Raw genomic sequence first — 18206 nt, forward strand, 5'->3', positions numbered from 1 at the left:
TAAGCTTTTCGTTACTCTGTTCACCGAAATACACCCCTTCTAAAATACAGTTAATATCTTATATGCTCATTCTAGCGCAATTTTAAAAGACGACATTGCCTATTATGTCACTAACTCATGCCACTAACCCATGTCACTACCTAACACAATCTCCAGCTACTGCTTTTTGTCTGCAGAAAAATACTTACGGCGCAGTAAATCATGAACCACCAGCTCTTGCTCTCGGTTATATGCCTTGAACATCCGGTTATTATGCATATGTAAAATGGATCCTAATAAAGAGTCTCGACTACAATTGAGCTGCTCATCTTCAATGAGTACATTTAGTTGTGCCACGCATGGTGCAGCTTGTTGCTGCCATTGCGCTAATAAATCGAACAAAGCCTGCTGCACTTCATCACACTCATGCGCTTTGTCTGTATGTAACTTTTCAAAATCATCATGCAACTGACCTTCATATTCTCTAAATCGATTGCCTAATTGCTTACGTAATACGCTACTTTCGTTGAACTCCCGACCAAAGCCATCACGCAGACTGCTGATCAACTTAAACTTCTCTTCATCGCTATAATGAAACAATGAGAGTAAGCGGTCAGTATAACTTAGCGCCATACGCCAGCGTATTCCTTCATCATACTCATCTATCAACCCACATGTTTTCGCTATCAATGCACTATCAAACATAAACAATGATTCAATCAATGCCATTGACTCAGGCCCGCCATAACGCTCAACCTCTCGTTCATATGTCATCAGCTCAACTTTATGTAACTCGCCACTTTCGACCATCGGATCTAATAACGCATTTAGCTTAGGTAAGAGAACACCGCAGAGTGTGGCTGGATCGCCATGAAAGCGTAGACGCAAATGCCAATCTGGATCACCATAGCGAATAAAAAACCACTTATCATAAAGCGTATTATTGTCTTCTATCAGAGGTAACAATTGCTCACTCAATAACTGTTCCACTAAAGAATTGCCTGAATACACTTTAAGACTTAACCACTGTGAACCTGCACTAAATCGGCGTTTAATAGGCGTGGCCGTAATATTGGCTAGAGGATTATCCGCATAATGACTGTGTGGTGTTGCCAGTTCATTAAAAAATGGCACAATCACTTCATTGTTGTAGTGTAAACCTTGCGCATCCATAGTACGAGATTCAAACTGCGCATACAGTACTTCTTTTAATTCTATTCTTGTTTGTCCTTTTGTTTCACTCAACAGAATATCGAACATGTCTGGACTACGTAAATCTAGGTTTAAAACATTGTCTGACATCGCATAGCTCACCAATGGATCTAATTGGTATTTGCTTAACAAGACTTCTAATTTTGCGTGTTCAAAATGACCATTTTTAGCTATATCTTCAAAGTGCTTACGATCGATCCGCCATGTTTTTTCACTCAAAATTAAATTGTCTAGCATAATGCGTGGCACGAATGCAGCTCGTTCTGTACTACTGGGCATACTAAAATGAGGCGCTCGACCGTCTTGGTGCTGCAACATACATAAAAATTTATAAGCACTCAGACTACGGTTTGAATAATTATGTGCACATGATAAGCGTGGCACCACTTGTTTATTCAAACGCTTGCTCCATAGCTTTACCTTTTGTCCTTCTACCCAAACATATAGATCACTCAATGGGATCTGATACTCATGCGCGAGACTACTATCCGCCATAAAGACAATTTCATATTCTCGCAAATGCGGTCTGGCAATAACATTGCCTGGCCGACCTTCAGGCATATGTACAACTTCTGCAAAAATCACATCTGGGGAGTGCATTTGCTCTCGCTTTAGCTCCCCAATAACATCTGCTTTTAAAGAATCATCTAAGTGGCAAAAGCGGCCCAACAAATTCGCAGACGATGGTCCGTAGCAGCCATTTAATTTAATGATCGGGTTTTGCTTCTCATCTTGATACAAACTCATCATTGCTGCAAAAGAACTTGGGTATTTACTCACAGCTCCTTTGTTGGTTACTTTAGCTTTTAATTCTTTGCTTTTGAGTGTAATACTGGTGCGACTGCGATTTTCAGGCAAACTGATCGCATCTTCAATTATATTGTCTAGCACGCTAATCTCAGGGACCGTGGCATTACCTTTTCCTGAGCGTGCTAAATTAAGACCTGCAACTAAGGGCGCTTCATAACCGGTTTCGTTAGACACACCAATGCCTGACTCATCATCCAAAATGACATCTAATGGCACAAACTGCCCTTCGAACCGCGCGTTAAACTTGGTTGAGAACTGATTTAGGGCACTTTGCTCTGGTGACAAGCTTAGTCCCGAGAGCAGCTCTAATTGCTTTTGAAAACGCGAGAGTTCCATCTCACTTAAATGGCAAGTCTCAAAGCTGCGATAAATATCAGACTGAAACAGTTTATTTTCTTGCGCTTTAACTGGCAAATTCTCAAAATGGGTGAGTAACTGTTTATAAGGCGTTATTTCACCACTTTTTTGCTCATCTAACCTTTCAATTTGTGACAACGCCGTCGCCAAATGGTCGGCGGTCTCTCGCTCTTCAATATCCTCAAGTGACTTCAGTAAAGCGAGATCAGGAGAGTCCCCTGTAAGTGGCAGTGGAATATCAGCAAGTAGTATCCCTTCACTAATCAAGTCTTGAATATATGCTTGCACATCTTCACGCTCAGCTTCTGCGTAGTGGTCACAGAATGCGTCAACCAAACCATTCAAGCTTAAGCCTGAACTCGCTTGGTCTAACGCAAAACAAAAGTATTCATCACTTTCCACTGCGCTTAATCGGTACTGCATACTTTCATCAGACATATAAGTTTCGATATATCGACACTGTTCTGCAATAAAGTAATGTGATGGGTTGGGTTTATAAGTCAATGTATCTGAATGCGATGCATGCTTAATAAAATGCTCTTTCAATGCCGACAAATAGAACATGTCGAGTCGTGTCTTACGACTATCTTGAGTGTGGTCACTCGCACATAACTGTGTACTATCCGTAACCATGCCTTTATGAATGCCCGAAAATAAACCGAATGGCGTAGGCCGTGAACACATTCTCACCATATATTTCAGTAGCGCTTTTGCCACCTTTTTGCCCTGCTTTGATTCTGGCTTAGAACGCCATTGTTCAATGCGTTCAAGTAGAGACGGACTCGCTAAATATACCGCCTCTTCAACGCCAGGCATTGCTAGCCAATTGCTCAATACTGTATTGCTATCAACCTCTGGATCTGAAAATGACGTTAAGTGCTCTACCGCTAGACGTGGTATACGCACTACAAAAAAACGACTATTTTTTAAAGTCTTAGGCTTGTGATTCACTTTATTTTTATTTAACACCTTCATCTCCTATGACATTAACAAACAATCAGACCAACTCACATCATCATCTAAAAAGCTAATGAGCCCAATACCTATCCCCGCATAGCCCATCAAGAAACCGAAGTCTTCACTATGTGTTTTATCTAATCCATTAAATGAATACAATGCTTCAATACCCCGTTCATCATATTGCTTCAAACTATATTCAAGCCAAGTATTCATTGCATCACTTAATACTGGGTGGGGCATAATGTGATTCAATAGTTGATAAATTGTCACTAACCCAACAAAACCATGACACAACCCCGCATCAATGATATGCCCTGACTCAGCATCTCGTTGTGCACTGTGTATTGCGATTTCTAATGCCTGTTCAACATAATGAGGTCGGTCAATGGCTTTTCCGACACGCGCCAAAGTCAGCGCGATAGTAAGGTCTCCATAACACCAGCCCAATCTAGACTCATACCCTTCACCTGCACATGAACCAAAGCAAGCATTTGCTGCTTTGTCTGGATTTTGTTGTTCCAGCAACCAATCGCACCCCCCCAGCAACAGTTCTGTAACTTGTTCTTTTAGTTTAGGAATATGTACAGCGGGTAACAAAGCAGCAATAATACCGGGTACCCCATGAGCAAGGCCCAAGTTATATTCAGGACCTCGAGGAGAGTCTTCATCTTTATCAAATCGATAAACAGACTCTGAAGGTTGTGACCAAGTAATATGGCCATTGTCTAGCTTCGTAGATACGCTAGCTAGGCCATTAACAATCACCGTATACAATTCCGTTTGATCAGTAAAACGCGCTCTTCTAGCTGCATAGGGCGCATAGCCTGATAAGCCCAAAACCATTTCTATTTCGCCTAACCATGGGTTATGCGCTAAAGACTCAACAAAAAGCGCATCAACATCCTCTAATAAATCGGCATCATAATCATCTTGATTCGCTTGATTTAAATACTCTAATACCCATGCTTGACCCGCAAGCCCATTGCTTAGCTCAAACGATTGTTCTGCTAATCCTTCTTGTAATAATTCCAGCTTATCAGTAAATTTATTCTCATCTAGAAGACTCGGGTCAAAACGATGCGCATTGTATAAAAAGAGTAAATGCCCCGCTAAACCACTTAATAATCCATTGCCAGCAACCTCATCAGTGTGATTTATGACTTTATTCGCAAGCTCACGAATAATACGATGTATTTTAGTATTTTGTGGCACACTAAGGTGATTAGGCTTGGTCATACTTATCCTTAAGGTAATTTAGTTTTTTTATTATGAGTATCTACACAAGGTACTTAAGAGGAAACTAAAATTCAACAAAAAACAGCACAGCTTCGTCACAAACTATTTCATTATTGTTGCGATCGGTTTCACGTCTTAATTCATTTTTCAAATTGTTAGAGAGGGAATTCGAGATAGTGACGTAGATGCTGATAGGTCACCAATACCGCACGACTTTATTGTTGAGACAACAACCACAATAATGACTGCTTAGCCTGCGTAATATACAACATGTGACACTTTGCACATCTCACTAGATAATATGCAACGTGTCACAGCGTGAACAACTTTAAGAGTTATTCTCCATTGGCTCTTCCTCAACTTTATACTTTTTCAGTTTAATTTCGCGATCGGCCGATGCAATAGTTTCCCGTCGGTGCGCAATTATCACTCGTGTGATTTTTAATCGAGATACCGCTTCATTAATATCTGACTCTAAACTGGTGTCTAAATGACTGGTTGCTTCGTCCATAAAAAGAATTTTCGGATCTTTATAAAGAGCACGTGCTAATATAATTCTTTGCTTTTGACCACCAGATAAGCTCGACCCCATATCGCCAATTAAACTATCATACCCCATTGGCATCGCACTAATATCATCATGAATGGCAGCCAAATCAGCACAATACACAACACGTTCCATATCAATAGGTGTATCAAAAAAAGCGATATTGTCTGCAACTGAGCCGGATAAAAGTTCATCATCTTGCATCACAGCTGATATTTGTTGCCGGTATTGACGTGCCCCAATCTGATCTAGTGGTACACCATCAATCAACACTTCACCACTTTTGGCTTGGTTCAAGCCAAGCATGATTTTTAACAACGTCGATTTACCGCAACCAGAAGGGCCGGTGATCGCAACAGATTCACCAGCTTGAATTGTTAAATTAAGTTTATTGAGCACATTAGCTGTTGCATCCGAGTACGCAAAGCTCACGTTCTTAATCTCAATATTCCCTTCTATTTTATGCGTTTTCGTTTGATCTGGTTGCAACTCTTCTTTTTCAGTCAGTGCAATGTCTGCTATACGATCAAAATGTAAACCGAGCATTTTGAACTCAATAAGCTTTTCAATAAGATTCGCCGTTTTATCCATAAATTGGCGCTTATACGACATAAATGCAAATAGCATCCCCGTACTAAAGCCCCCTTGGATCACCAAATGTGCCGCCAAGTAAACAACAACAATGTTTTCAATACCAAACAGTGCGCGGTTAATCGCATCATAACCAATTTGAAAGTTACCTAAGCGTATATTCTGGTTAATTGCTTTAGCGTAACGATTTTGCCACTGTCCTTCGCGTTTAACTTCTGAGCCAAACAGCTTTATGGTTTGAATACCGCGAACCGTTTCCATAAAGTTAGAGTTTTCTTCAGCTCGCGCCATTATTTCTTGCTCGCTAATAGTACGAAACGGTTTGTACATCGCCATTCGAACTAATGCATAAGCAATTACAGCCACTAATACCACCAGCGATAACATCGGACTATAAAAGAAGATCATTGCCAATGTTATAATTGCCATTAAACCGTCAATGATTGCTTCTATTACACCCGTAGTCAGTAATTGCTTCACTTGTTGCAATGAGCCAAATCGAGAAACCACATCACCCATATGACGTGTTTCAAAATAAGATAAGGGTAATCTTACTAAATGATGAAATAAGTTTGCGCCTAGTTGAATATTCATCTGATTACCAAAGTGTAACAAGGTAAAGCCCCGCAAGACATTCGTTGCGATTTCGAAAACCATGACCAGACAAAAGCCAACAGCGAGTACCGTTAATAGCGATGTATCACCAGTCAGTACCACATCATCGATGACCAACTGAATATAGTAAGGTGCCGCCAGCGTGAACACTTGCAGTAGCATTGATAACGCAAATATTAAAAATAATGACCTTTTTAAACCAGTTATCCGACTCCAAAAGTCTGAAAATTTCAAAGAAGGTTTCGCTTCTTTTTTTTCAAATTGCTTCGTGGGCGTCAATTCAAGTGCAATACCCGTAAAATGATTCGACGCTTCTTTTAAGGTAAATGTTTTTTCGCCGGAAGCAGGGTCATGAATAACGATTCTTTTCTCATTGGCTTTTTTTAACACCACAAAGTGATTCATATCCCAGTGCAATATACAAGGTGTCTGAAGTGCATCTAAATCTTCTAACTCAATCCGTAGAGGCCTTGATGTTAACTCAAGTTTCTCCGCAAACTGCATGATGTCAAGCAGTGTCGCTCCCTCCATGGAAATGCAAAACCTCTGCCTGAGGGAAATTAAGTCACTTTCATAGCCATGATAGGCAGCAACCATTGCCAAACTAGCAAGACCACACTCTGCCGCTTCTGACTGTAAAATTATGGGAAGTGATTTCCTTGACCAAAACTGTAGCTTTGCTACAGGCGCTTCGTCTTCAATATGCATTATAAGCCGCCTTTATTCTCATTTTTATACAGCTTACAGCTGACCTTGAATACTAAATACTGGGTCAAATAACCATCGCAATAATGACCGCTCTTCTATAATAACATCAGCATCCAACATCATTCCTGGGCGCAACGCTGATGATTTCCCATACGCTTGCACCTGTTGCTCATGCAGCGATACCACGACTCTATAAGCAGGATCGGTTATGATGCCTGGCGTATTTGTTTCATCAGGCAGTATAACGCTATTGCTGACCTCAATAATTTCCCCATCATAAACCCCAAACTTTTCATAAGGAAATGCGTGATAGCGTAAGCGTGTAAGTTGCCCCTCATTAACAAAACCAAATGCCGAAGTTGGTACAAAGATCACCGCCTGCATCTTACTGTTTTCAGGCAAAACAGACAGTAAATTTTGGCCTTCAGCGACATTTTTACCTACTTTTGCCAATAACCCACTAACAATGCCCGCTTTTGGTGAGCGTAGCTCCCCTAACCGTTGCTGTTCTATCGAGGAGAGTTGTATTTGTAAATCCGCTTTTTGTGACAGTAACTGTGACAATCGATTACTCTGCTCCAGAGGAAGTTTCGTAAGTTGATTGTCTAACTGTTCAATTTGGCTTTGTAACGATAAGCGCTCAGACTTAATGCTGGAAGCTTGTTGTTTTAATGAAAGTAAGGTATCTCGTTGGCGTTGTAATTCTAATTCTGAAATATACCCAGTACCTTTTAACGTACTAATCTGAGTGACCATTTGTTCATTCAACTTTAAGCGCTCAGAAAACGTACTCGCCTGTAAATCTAGTTCAACTAGTCGAGCCACTGCAACACGCTTTTGTTGGGAGAGTTCATTAATATCAAGCTTATCTTGAAGGCTTTGTTTTTGTAACTGTTGCTCCAAGCTTTGCAACTGAAAGCTATACTGATTCAACAGTGCCTGATTTAGCTCCACAGCATGTTTACTGTGCTTAGCCGAAGCAATGCGCAAAATAGGAGCATCTTTAGCAACATACTCCCCCTCTTTTACCAAAATTTCTGAGATAACCCCTGTTTGAGATGCTTTTAATCTTAATAGCCCCGTATTGGGTTCAATCACCCCTGACACCCGTTCTTTACGGGTATATTTACCAATGGATAGGAAGCATAAACTGATCACGACAACAGTAAGGATGAGAATTGTCAGAGTTTTAAAAACCGGTGGCTGAACGAGTGACACAGCGCCTTCGAGTCGATGCTGTTTATTTTCCATTACCTCTTTGCGAAATAGATTTTCCATAACTCTACTGCAGACCTTTTAATTATTGTTAATTTTTGATTAACTCACAGTAATGTACCACTTTGCCTAGAAGAAAGGAACACGCTTAAACAGATGAAGTGAAGGCCAATATTCACCTTCACTTTGCGTAATTTTTACGATTTATTTTTAACAGGTCTTTGCCAACCATTTAAATTCCGCTGCTTAGAGCGTGCAACGGCCAACTGGCCATCATCTACATTTGCCGTGATAACTGAGCCTGCACCAATTGTCGCCAACTTACCTATTTCAATCGGCGCAACTAACGATGAATTTGAGCCAATAAAGGCATTATCACCAATAATGGTCTTTGACTTATTCACGCTATCATAGTTACAAGTGATTGTACCTGCCCCTATATTGACCTTTTCACCCACCTCAGCGTCACCCAAATATGTCAAGTGATTCGCTTTTGAACCTTTACCCAGACGCGTTTTCTTCATCTCAACAAAGTTTCCAACATGAGAATCTTCATCCATCACCGCCCCCGGACGCAAGCGCGCAAAAGGCCCCAACGTACAGTGAGCCGCAACCTGCGCATCTTCAATCAATGTATTCGCTTTAATCACAACATTATCACCAATACTGCAATCTTTTAAAACACAATTAGGGCCAATTACCACATTATCACCAAGTGTAACTGTTCCTTCAAATATTACATTAATATCGATATGAATATCTTCACCTGTAGAAACGACGCCTCGCACGTCGACACGAGCAGGATCAGCTAAAGTTGCACCACCAAGCATTAATTTTTCTGCCTGCCAAGATTGATATGCTCGCTCTAGCGCAGCCAATTGGACTCGATTGTTTGCACCTTCAACTTCCATGGGGTCATCAGGTTGAGCTGAAGATATCTCAACGCCTTCATTATGTGCCATTGCCACAATATCAGTGAGGTAATACTCACCTTGTGCGTTGTTATTCGATAAATTTGATAACCACTTTTTCAACAGCCGACCATTCGCCGCCATTATTCCGGTGTTAATCTCTGTAATTTTCAGCTGTTCAGCAGTGGCATCTTTTTGCTCTACAATTCCCACCAATTTACCGTTGGCTCGTAACATCCTGCCATAGCCATTTGGGTTATCTAAATTGACGGTTAATACCGCTAACCCTTCTGAAGGTGTGGCCGAGAGCAGACGTTCTAATGTAGAACGCTTTGTTAAAGGCACATCACCATACAAAACCAATACAATATCATCATCATTAATGTGTGGTGTCGCAACAGCAACGGCATGGCCAGTTCCCAGCTGCTCTTCTTGAAGGACCCAGTTTACATCATTACTTGCTAGTGCTAGTTGTAATTGTTCACCACCATGACCGAACACTAAATTTGTCGCACGAGCGCCCATTGCAACAGCATTATCAATAACATGCTGTACCATTGGTTTTCCTGCTATTGAGTGTAAAACTTTTGGGAGTTTAGAGCGCATGCGAGTACCTTTACCCGCCGCCAAGATAATTGAAGTTAGTGCCATGAACACTTGATCCTTTTAGAATAAAATATGAGCCAATGAAACTGGCAGCCATAGTTTGCTTTTTTACGATAGCAACCAACATTTCTTATTAGTCGTATTGTAACGCTCTTCATTCTAATTGGTAAGTGCTGCTGCAAATTGGATATATTTTGCTACATCATAAAGTGTAGGTAGGTGGTTCTTAAATACATATACCACGTTACAGTAACTCGATGTCTATAGCGAGTACCTGCTCCGCTGCATCCCATTGTGCTATAAATTACAGTGTTCTTTATCGAAAAAAGAGACAAGTGCATCCTGCTTACTTAATTTATCTAGCAAATTGAAACTTCTCTGATCTAAATTACTCGAAATTAAAAGCTTACTTCCTTTTATTTCATCGACGTGAAATTGCCATTGTTCTGAACTGTCGCAAAACCATAAACTGGAACCTGGCGTAATCATCGGATCATCGGACTCAATCGAGGTTTGATATTTTCCTAATACTGTGTACGAGGTCACAATAAATAACAACTGACCTTCAGAAAGTGAATGCCCAGTATTAAGTTCTTTATTTATGAACTCAACATATCCATTCGTTTTAGCATGAAGGCGCCTCGTATTTTGTTCCGATTTCACAGCATATTCTAATAAACTTTGCCCTTTTTTAACGCCATTCCCCACATATAGAACTTCTTTGTTTACAAGCTCTCCTGACTCCCTTGCATAGTAGAAATCACTTGCGGGTACCTGCAGTTCTAGCTTTCCATAGAGTGAACCTGCCATAACAGATAAGAAAAGAGGCATACTTATAATATTCAATCGTTAATTTCCTTGTGCTTTTGTAATTGCTTCATCGTTTAAAACCGACGTTATATTCCTCCAAACATGCATTAGCTAGGAGTCTCTTTGGGGAAACCTACCCTTTTCAGTATCGCTTCTCTTAACTTTAGTTATTTGTGGTTCCTTCATTCACAATAAGCAATATTTACTTTGCATCTAAGGTCGGTTCAATAAGTCACTTCTTTATCTTTTTCGTTCTCAATGTCAATTTCATCACGCTATGCCTTGTTATTATTGTTGATCGGGTGCCACATTAAAATTTAGTTCGGATTTTTTACGGTCTGTGTAATGGTGTCGGTATTCGCACCACCCGCGATACGCTGTGTTTGCTTTGCATCTAAGGTCGGTTCAATAAGTAGCTTCTTTATCTTTTTCGTTCTCAATGTCAGTTTCATCACGCTATCCCTAGTTATTATTGTTGGTCAGGTACCAGTTCAAAATTTAGTTCGGATTTTTTACAGTCTGAGTAATGGTGTCGGTATTCGTACCACCCGCTATACGCTGTGTCTGCTTTGCATCCAAAGTCGGTTCAATAAGTAGCTTCTTTATCTTTTTCGTTCTCAATGTCAGTTTCATCTCGCTATTCCTTATTATTATTGTTGATCAGGTGCCACATTAAAATTTAGTTCGGATTTTTTACAGTCTGTGTAATGGTGTCGGTATTCGTACCACCCGCGATACGCTGTGTTTGCTTTGCATCCAAAGTCGGTTCAATAAGTAACTTCTTTATCTTTTTCGTTCTCAATGTCAGTTTCATCACGCTATCCCTTGTTATTATTGTTGGTCAGGTACCAGTTCAAAATTTAGTTCGGATTTTTTACAGTCTGAGTAATGGTGTCGGTATTCGTACCACCCGCGATACGCTGTGTTTGCTTTGCATTCAAAGTCGGTTCAATAAGTAGCTTCTTTATCTTTTTCGTTCTCAATGTCAGTTTCATCACGCTATCCCTTGTTATTATTGTTGTTCGGGTGTCACATCAAAATTTAGTTCGGATTTTTTACAGTCTGAGTAATGGTGTCGGTATTCGTACCACCCGCTATACGCTGTGTCTGCTTTGCATCCAAAGTCGGTTCAATAAGTAGCTTCTTTATCTTTTTCGTTCTCAATGTCAGTTTCATCTCGCTATTCCTTATTATTATTGTTGATCAGGTGCCACATTAAAATTTAGTTCGGATTTTTTACAGTCTGTGTAATGGTGTCGGTATTCGTACCACCCGCGATACGCTGTGTTTGCTTTGCATCCAAAGTCGGTTCAATAAGTAACTTCTTTATCTTTTTCGTTCTCAATGTCAGTTTCATCACGCTATCCCTTGTTATTATTGTTGGTCAGGTGCCACATTAAAGTTTAGTTCGGGTTTTGTACTGTACGTGTAATAGTGTCGGTATTCGTACCACCCGCGATACGCTGTGTTTGCTTTGCATCTAAGGTCGGTTCAATAAGTAGCTTCTTTATCTTTTTCGTTTTCAGTGTCAGTTTCATCATGTTTTTATTCTCGTAATTTATATACTGCTGCTTTGTGAGTAACTACAGATTAAACAATTTCACTGTTTTTAGGTAATTATAAAACCTTATATATCACCCATAATATTTAACGCAGACAATTGATTTATATACTTAAATAACAAAGTTCGCTTTTGATAATATTGAAAAATCATTTCATACTTAAAATTGTTTCCATCAACTTTAAAAATTGCCCTTCTTTATATGCCTTGCCACAGCTGCAAAGCGCTTAATAAGTTACGATTGAGTGTCAACCAGTATAAAAACTCAAAAAGCTTGCTAAAATAGAGCGATGTACGATATGAAATTAACGAATACGTATAGAGATAAAGTGCAAACTGATAGTCGTATAAGTGTAAATCAATTATCATGAGTTGCTTTTAAGCAGCGCAATGACTGTTTAATAACAAAGTAATGAAGTGTAGATTTACTCGGTGCAGTAGTAAGGGTGCAATGTCATGCAACCTGTCACATATTTTTGTTTAGAAAGGGACATCAGATTGACCAAACTATCTGGCAAAGAATCGTTATTTGATGTTATTTAATATGCCAAAGGGTTAGGCTTTCACACATCATATCAAGTATTACGCCATAGAACTTGCAAATAAGCATCTTATAAACTCAATAAGTCAGCACTTAAAATAGAGTTATTCAAACTCGGCGCTATTTGCAAATAGGTACTCTTCAGTTTGGCTCTACAAAAACACAGAAATAAAACACCGCAAATATCATGTTTTGCCAACCAGTAATAAACACGCTCAACACTAAGTGAAAGCAGAGTATTGATCCAGAAACGTGTGGACAAGAATTTATCGAAAGGAGTGAATATAAATCGATGCTACAACAAACAAAGCCCTATGTTACCTACCCGTGAGCACAACCTCCTTCACATAACATACTGACAGTAAGCAGCCAAAGGTTGAAGTTTATTATGGGTTATCTCACTGGTAGAAAATGTTAAAGATACCCATAAATCAAATCGGTAATTTTTAAGTCACCTAGATACGAAAAGGTTATTTCACTTAAGCGCTATTTTTAGTAACTGGTTCTCTGATACCGTAATAATATCCAATAGGATATTGCCATTTATCTCAGAGTATTGAACACCACCGATGACTGAGCCGGGATTATATAACTCCTCTATACTCTCAGAGTCATCACGGTTGATTTTATATACCTTTTCCCCATCAGAATAATAAATATTGCCGTGACCTACAGTAATAGAATGCTTGTACTTTGCCTGAGGTAATTCATATTGCTCTATTTGCTCTCCAGAGAATACATCATAGAGCACAACTTTATCATTTGATGAGAGCGAAACCAAAGTAGACTCATTTAAATGGCCAATCCATAAAGACGTTAAGGCTGGAACTTCTACTTTCTTTTTATCAATAATTGAATATCTAAATGTTTTGCTTTTTATTTTTTTATCACTAACAACAACAAAGCCTATTTGTTCTTTGCCAAGGAACTCGGCAGAAATAACGGTGCCTTCAGTACGAATAGTATCGACTAATCGTAATGTTTTGTAATCATACAGCTCTATTTTGTCAGCGTGTTGCAACAAAAGTTGTTCCGTATCGTAATTATAACGAATTGCGCTTAGGCGCCCTTTAGGGATTTGAAGTGGTTGTCGTTCATTGCTGCTTTTTTGTGTAAAGCTAATGAAGCTCTCACTGCCTCGCCGCGTTAAAAATAAGTACCCATCATCAACTTCTATTCCTGAGCGATCTTCATAATCACTTTCATCCACAATATTAACGTCATTGGTTTGCAAATTAAATTGATGGATATCTCTCAAAAAAGGATAACTGACCAGTAATAACGAATCTTTATCGAATGCTTGAAAACTGGCATAGGTTTTATCTGTTTCTAATTCAACAATACTATGTATCTTGCGATTAAATAAATCATATTCATAAACAATATTTTCAGTATTATCTAGCCAAACCAACATTCCTGATGGCTCATCATAAGTAACAGCCCATATTCGATGCGATGTCTCAAATAGTTTCTCTTGATTTCCACCATCAGGATCTGTCACATATAACTCATTGATATCATATTGGCGTCGTTCAAATAGAATGAGCTCTTTACCTGGAATATACGATAAGAAACGGTCACCATACGAGTTGAGGTTTGGTGATGTAATTTGAAATTCATCGCCAGTCGCTAAGCTCCTATTAACTAATGCGGCTAATTCATCCCTATTTCTGTACCCTGTTTTGGAATAAATAAACCGATTATTGCCGGCACCGCCCCCCGTCATACTGTCATTTAAATTACAATCAAATAAAAACTGATTATCTGAATTAAAGTCAGCATTCAAGCGCCAGACTTGGCATTTATCTTTTGTTGTTGCGCGATAAAAAATAGCATTGGAGTCTACCGACCACCCTAGCGGAAGGTAATTAACCCCCTCCTCTCCTAGCCGCTTTTCTTGGCCGCCATTAAGTCCTTTAACCACCAATGAATAATGTTGGCTATCGTTTGGAATGAATGAAAAAGCCACCTGCTTTTTATCTGGAGATAATGTGAGTAAGGTATATCGCCCTGGTAACCAAGACAGTACACTTTCTTCGATACTTTTTTGTTGTACTTTAACATCAGTTTTAAAGCGGTATCCTTGATATGCAGCTGCCGAAAGTACGACGGTAAAAAAAGTCATAATTACCGCTTTCTTTACACTGGAAGAACCACGTTTTGATGTTGATTTTTCAAGCTCTATCGCATTATTTTGCTCTCTACCTGCACTTTCTTTTTTGTTTGTTTCTTGATTTTTATCCGTGCTGGATTGATGATAAATAATAATTGGTTCAAGAAAGAAACTATACCCTTTTCGATAGTGTGTCTTTACGATAATGCCTTTTTGCCGCTCAGACTTAAGCACCTTTCTAAGTTCAGACATCGCTCTATTAATGGCATTATCATCTACATAATTTTGCTTCCAAACATCATCAACAAGATCTTGTCTGGTAATAATCTGCTCACAATTGATCGCCAGATAGCATAGTATGTTAAACAATAAAGGTTCAAGCTCTCGTTCTACTTCTCCGTCATGAATAGTTTGACGTTTTGGATCTAGACTCCACTCGCCAAATTTAACCTCTTTGACCTTCCTGGAAAAGCTAACTTCATTCATTGTTCAAAGCAATATAATTATGAGTAATCTGTTTATTCTATCGAATGGTACAGTGAACACAACTTTTTATTACAAAGTTGTTAGTGTATTAGTAACAATAATAATTTTTTAAACTGTGAAAATTGAAGGGAATAAAATATATTTATCTATATATGTATAATGATTGTAAACAAAAAGCCCACACCAAAAGGTGTGGGCTTTTTAAACCAGATAGGTTTGTACTTATTTGCGCAATTGACGGATAACGCGTAGCTGAGCAATCGCTTCAGCCAGTTGTGCCGCGGCAGCTTGGTGGTCAAGCTCTGAAGCTGCCCCTGATGCCATTTGAGTTTGCGCTTCACGCTTAGCTTCTTCAGCGGCTTGCTCATCTAAGTCTTCACCACGGATAGCAACGTCAGCAAGGACAGTTACTGTTTGTGGTTGAACCTCTAATGTGCCGCCAGCAACGTAGATGATCTCTTCGCTGCTGTCTGCTTTAACTAAACGTACCATACCAGGTTTTAGGCCAGTCAGGAGTGGGGCGTGACCTGGGTGAATACCCAACTCACCTTCACTACCTGTCACTTGAATTGTAGCGACGCTACCAGAGAATACACTCTGTTCTGCACTTACTACGTCAAGTTGTACTGTCATTGCCATAATAACCCCCTAAATTACATGTTTTTTGCTTTATCAACTGCTTCGTCGATAGAACCAACCATGTAGAAAGCTTGCTCTGGCAGATCATCATACTCACCGTTTAAGATGCCGTTGAAGCCTGCGATAGTGTCTTTCAGTGAAACGTATTTACCTGACGCACCTGTGAATACTTCAGCAACGAAGAACGGCTGAGATAGGAAACGTTGGATTTTACGTGCACGAGATACCACTTGCTTATCTTCATCAGATAGCTCGTCCATACCTAGAATTGCGATGATGTCTTTAAGCTCTTTATAACGCTGAAGAACTGTCTGAACGCCACGTGCAGTATCATAGTGCTCTTGACCAATTACTTGTGGGTCAAGCTGACGAGATGATGAATCTAGTGGATCTACCGCTGGGTAAATACCAAGAGATGCGATATCACGTGAAAGTACAACTGTTGCGTCTAAGTGAGCAAAGGTTGTAGCAGGAGATGGATCCGTCAAATCATCCGCAGGTACGTATACCGCTTGGATTGATGTGATTGAACCAGCTTTAGTCGACGCGATACGCTCCTGAAGTACACCCATTTCTTCAGCGAGTGTAGGCTGGTAACCTACCGCTGATGGCATACGACCTAGAAGTGCTGATACTTCTGTACCTGCAAGTGTGTAACGGTAGATGTTATCTACGAAGAAAAGTACATCACGACCTTCGTCACGGAACTTCTCTGCCATAGTAAGACCAGTCAATGCAACACGTAAACGGTTACCTGGAGGCTCGTTCATCTGACCGTATACAAGCGATACTTTATCAAGTACGTTTGAATCGTTCATTTCATGATAGAAATCGTTACCCTCACGAGTACGCTCACCAACACCTGCGAATACAGAGTAACCACTGTGCTCGATTGCGATGTTACGGATAAGTTCCATCATGTTTACGGTTTTACCTACACCGGCACCACCGAATAGTCCAACTTTACCACCTTTAGCGAACGGACATACAAGGTCGATTACCTTGATACCTGTTTCTAGTAGTTCAATTGAACTTGATTGCTCTTCATATGAAGGGGCTGCACGGTGAATTGACATACGCTCGTCTTCACCAATTGGACCTGCTTCATCGATTGGCTGACCCAATACGTCCATGATACGACCAAGGGTCTTTGTACCTACTGGAACTTTAATTGGCTCGCCTGTGCCTTCTACTGAAGTGCTACGACGTAAACCGTCAGTAGTACCTAGTGCGATTGCACGAACTACGCCGCCACCTAGTTGTTGTTGAACTTCTAGAGTCAAACCAACTAAGTCGCCTTCTGTAATTTTTACTGCTTCATACACAGCTGGCACGCTATCTTGTGGGAACTCAATGTCCACAACGGCGCCGATAATTTGGACGACCTTACCTAAACTCATGTCTATTCCTCTCGTTAAACTTTGCCGAAGCGTTATACCGCAGCCGAACCACTAACAATCTCACTGATCTCTTGTGTGATTGCAGCTTGACGTGCTTTGTTATAAATCAGTTGCAGCTCATCAATTAGGTCACCAGCATTATCAGTTGCGGCTTTCATCGCAACCATACGGGCAGCCTGTTCAGAGGCAGCATTCTCAACTACACCTTGGTACACTTGTGATTCAATGAAGCGTACTAACAGAGTCTCTAAAATAGCCTCTGGGTTTGGCTCGTACAAGTAGTCCCAAGCGTGAGCTGATACTTCTTCTTCAGCTTTTGGCAAAGGTAATAACTGATCGATTACTGGCTCTTGCTTCATGGTATTTACAAAGTTGTTGTATACCACGAATAAACGGTCAATTTTTCCTTCAGCGAATGCATCAAGCATTACTTTTACAGGACCAATTACATCCTGAATTGAAGGTGCATCTCCAAGACCCGCTTTTTTAGCGAGTAGTTGACCACCGAAGCGTTGGAAGAAACCAGCAGCTTTGCCGCCGAGCGTTGCATATTCTGCGTCTACGCCTTTTTCTTTCCAAGCTTGTACGTCTTGTGTCACTTTTTTGAACTCATTCGTGTTCAAACCGCCACACAGACCACGGTCAGTAGAGATAACAATATAACCAACTCGCTTCACATCACGTTCTTCTAAGAACGGATGATGGAAGTCAAGATTAGCTTGAGCAACACGACCGATCACTTTGCGTAAGTTCTCAGCATATGGACGGCTTGACGCCACACGGTCTTGCGCACGCTTCATTTTAGAAGCGGCAACCATTTCCATTGCGCTGGTGATCTTCTGAGTATTTTTAATACTCCCGATCTTGCTTTTAATCTCTTTTCCGCTGGCCATGACTCTCTCTCCGAAT

General features: G+C 40.2%; 17 protein-coding genes. All 17 read right to left on the bottom strand.

The features are described 5' to 3' along the window. Positions 1-156 precede the first annotated feature (156 nt). Positions 157-3327 carry a lantibiotic dehydratase gene (locus tag J8M01_RS16760; protein ID WP_348772762.1) on the bottom strand — a complete coding sequence of 1057 codons (3171 nt, stop codon included), beginning with the start codon at positions 3325-3327 and terminating at the stop codon, positions 157-159. 9 nt (positions 3328-3336) lie between these two features. After that, a complete protein-coding gene (locus J8M01_RS16765) occupies positions 3337-4554 on the bottom strand; it encodes a lanthionine synthetase C family protein (protein ID WP_211058726.1) in 1218 nt (405 codons plus the stop codon). Between the two features lie 328 nt (positions 4555-4882). Further along, positions 4883-7015, bottom strand: coding sequence for a peptidase domain-containing ABC transporter (locus J8M01_RS16770; protein WP_211058727.1), 2133 nt, complete (start codon positions 7013-7015; stop codon positions 4883-4885). 33 nt (positions 7016-7048) lie between these two features. Then, the gene (locus J8M01_RS16775) at positions 7049-8293 is read right to left on the bottom strand and encodes an HlyD family efflux transporter periplasmic adaptor subunit (RefSeq protein ID WP_211049009.1); all 1245 of its coding nucleotides are present in this window, start codon (positions 8291-8293) and stop codon (positions 7049-7051) included. Between the two features lie 134 nt (positions 8294-8427). Beyond that, positions 8428-9792 carry a bifunctional UDP-N-acetylglucosamine diphosphorylase/glucosamine-1-phosphate N-acetyltransferase GlmU gene (glmU, locus tag J8M01_RS16780; protein WP_211058728.1) on the bottom strand — a complete coding sequence of 455 codons (1365 nt, stop codon included), beginning with the start codon at positions 9790-9792 and terminating at the stop codon, positions 8428-8430. Between the two features lie 252 nt (positions 9793-10044). Further along, a complete protein-coding gene (locus tag J8M01_RS16785; RefSeq protein WP_211058729.1) occupies positions 10045-10593 on the bottom strand; it encodes a hypothetical protein in 549 nt (182 codons plus the stop codon). Positions 10594-10874: 281 nt separating this feature from the next. Further along, positions 10875-11009 carry a hypothetical protein gene (locus tag J8M01_RS24220; protein WP_282100532.1) on the bottom strand — a complete coding sequence of 45 codons (135 nt, stop codon included), beginning with the start codon at positions 11007-11009 and terminating at the stop codon, positions 10875-10877. 46 nt (positions 11010-11055) lie between these two features. Then, positions 11056-11190: a hypothetical protein gene (locus tag J8M01_RS24225; RefSeq protein WP_263973709.1), complete on the bottom strand. Its 135-nt coding sequence runs from the start codon at positions 11188-11190 to the stop codon at positions 11056-11058. A gap of 46 nt (positions 11191-11236) precedes the next feature. Then, positions 11237-11371 carry a hypothetical protein gene (locus J8M01_RS24230; RefSeq protein WP_263973709.1) on the bottom strand — a complete coding sequence of 45 codons (135 nt, stop codon included), beginning with the start codon at positions 11369-11371 and terminating at the stop codon, positions 11237-11239. 46 nt (positions 11372-11417) lie between these two features. Then, complete coding sequence (locus tag J8M01_RS24235) at positions 11418-11552, bottom strand: hypothetical protein (protein ID WP_282100533.1); 135 nt, start codon at positions 11550-11552, stop codon at positions 11418-11420. A 46-nt stretch (positions 11553-11598) separates the two neighbouring features. Continuing rightward, positions 11599-11733: a hypothetical protein gene (locus J8M01_RS24240; RefSeq protein WP_263973709.1), complete on the bottom strand. Its 135-nt coding sequence runs from the start codon at positions 11731-11733 to the stop codon at positions 11599-11601. A gap of 46 nt (positions 11734-11779) precedes the next feature. Next, positions 11780-11914 (bottom strand): hypothetical protein, encoded by a 135-nt coding sequence (locus J8M01_RS24245; protein ID WP_263973709.1) that lies wholly within the window; start codon positions 11912-11914, stop codon positions 11780-11782. 46 nt (positions 11915-11960) lie between these two features. Beyond that, positions 11961-12098, bottom strand: a complete 138-nt coding sequence (locus J8M01_RS16790; RefSeq protein ID WP_210997955.1) for a hypothetical protein — start codon at positions 12096-12098, stop codon at positions 11961-11963. A gap of 1036 nt (positions 12099-13134) precedes the next feature. Next, on the bottom strand, positions 13135-15258 hold the full coding sequence (locus tag J8M01_RS16795; protein ID WP_211058730.1) for a winged helix-turn-helix domain-containing protein: 2124 nt from the start codon (positions 15256-15258) through the stop codon (positions 13135-13137). A 222-nt stretch (positions 15259-15480) separates the two neighbouring features. Then, positions 15481-15900, bottom strand: a complete 420-nt coding sequence (locus J8M01_RS16800) for a F0F1 ATP synthase subunit epsilon (RefSeq protein ID WP_040698348.1) — start codon at positions 15898-15900, stop codon at positions 15481-15483. A gap of 11 nt (positions 15901-15911) precedes the next feature. Beyond that, positions 15912-17297 carry a F0F1 ATP synthase subunit beta gene (gene atpD, locus J8M01_RS16805; protein ID WP_119862580.1) on the bottom strand — a complete coding sequence of 462 codons (1386 nt, stop codon included), beginning with the start codon at positions 17295-17297 and terminating at the stop codon, positions 15912-15914. 32 nt (positions 17298-17329) lie between these two features. Further along, the gene (atpG, locus tag J8M01_RS16810) at positions 17330-18190 is read right to left on the bottom strand and encodes a F0F1 ATP synthase subunit gamma (RefSeq protein ID WP_010366183.1); all 861 of its coding nucleotides are present in this window, start codon (positions 18188-18190) and stop codon (positions 17330-17332) included. Between the last annotated feature and the right edge of the window lie 16 nt (positions 18191-18206).

The sequence above is a fragment of the Pseudoalteromonas sp. MMG005 genome, from assembly GCF_018101015.1.
In the GTDB taxonomy this organism is placed as follows: Bacteria; Pseudomonadota; Gammaproteobacteria; order Enterobacterales; family Alteromonadaceae; genus Pseudoalteromonas; species Pseudoalteromonas aurantia.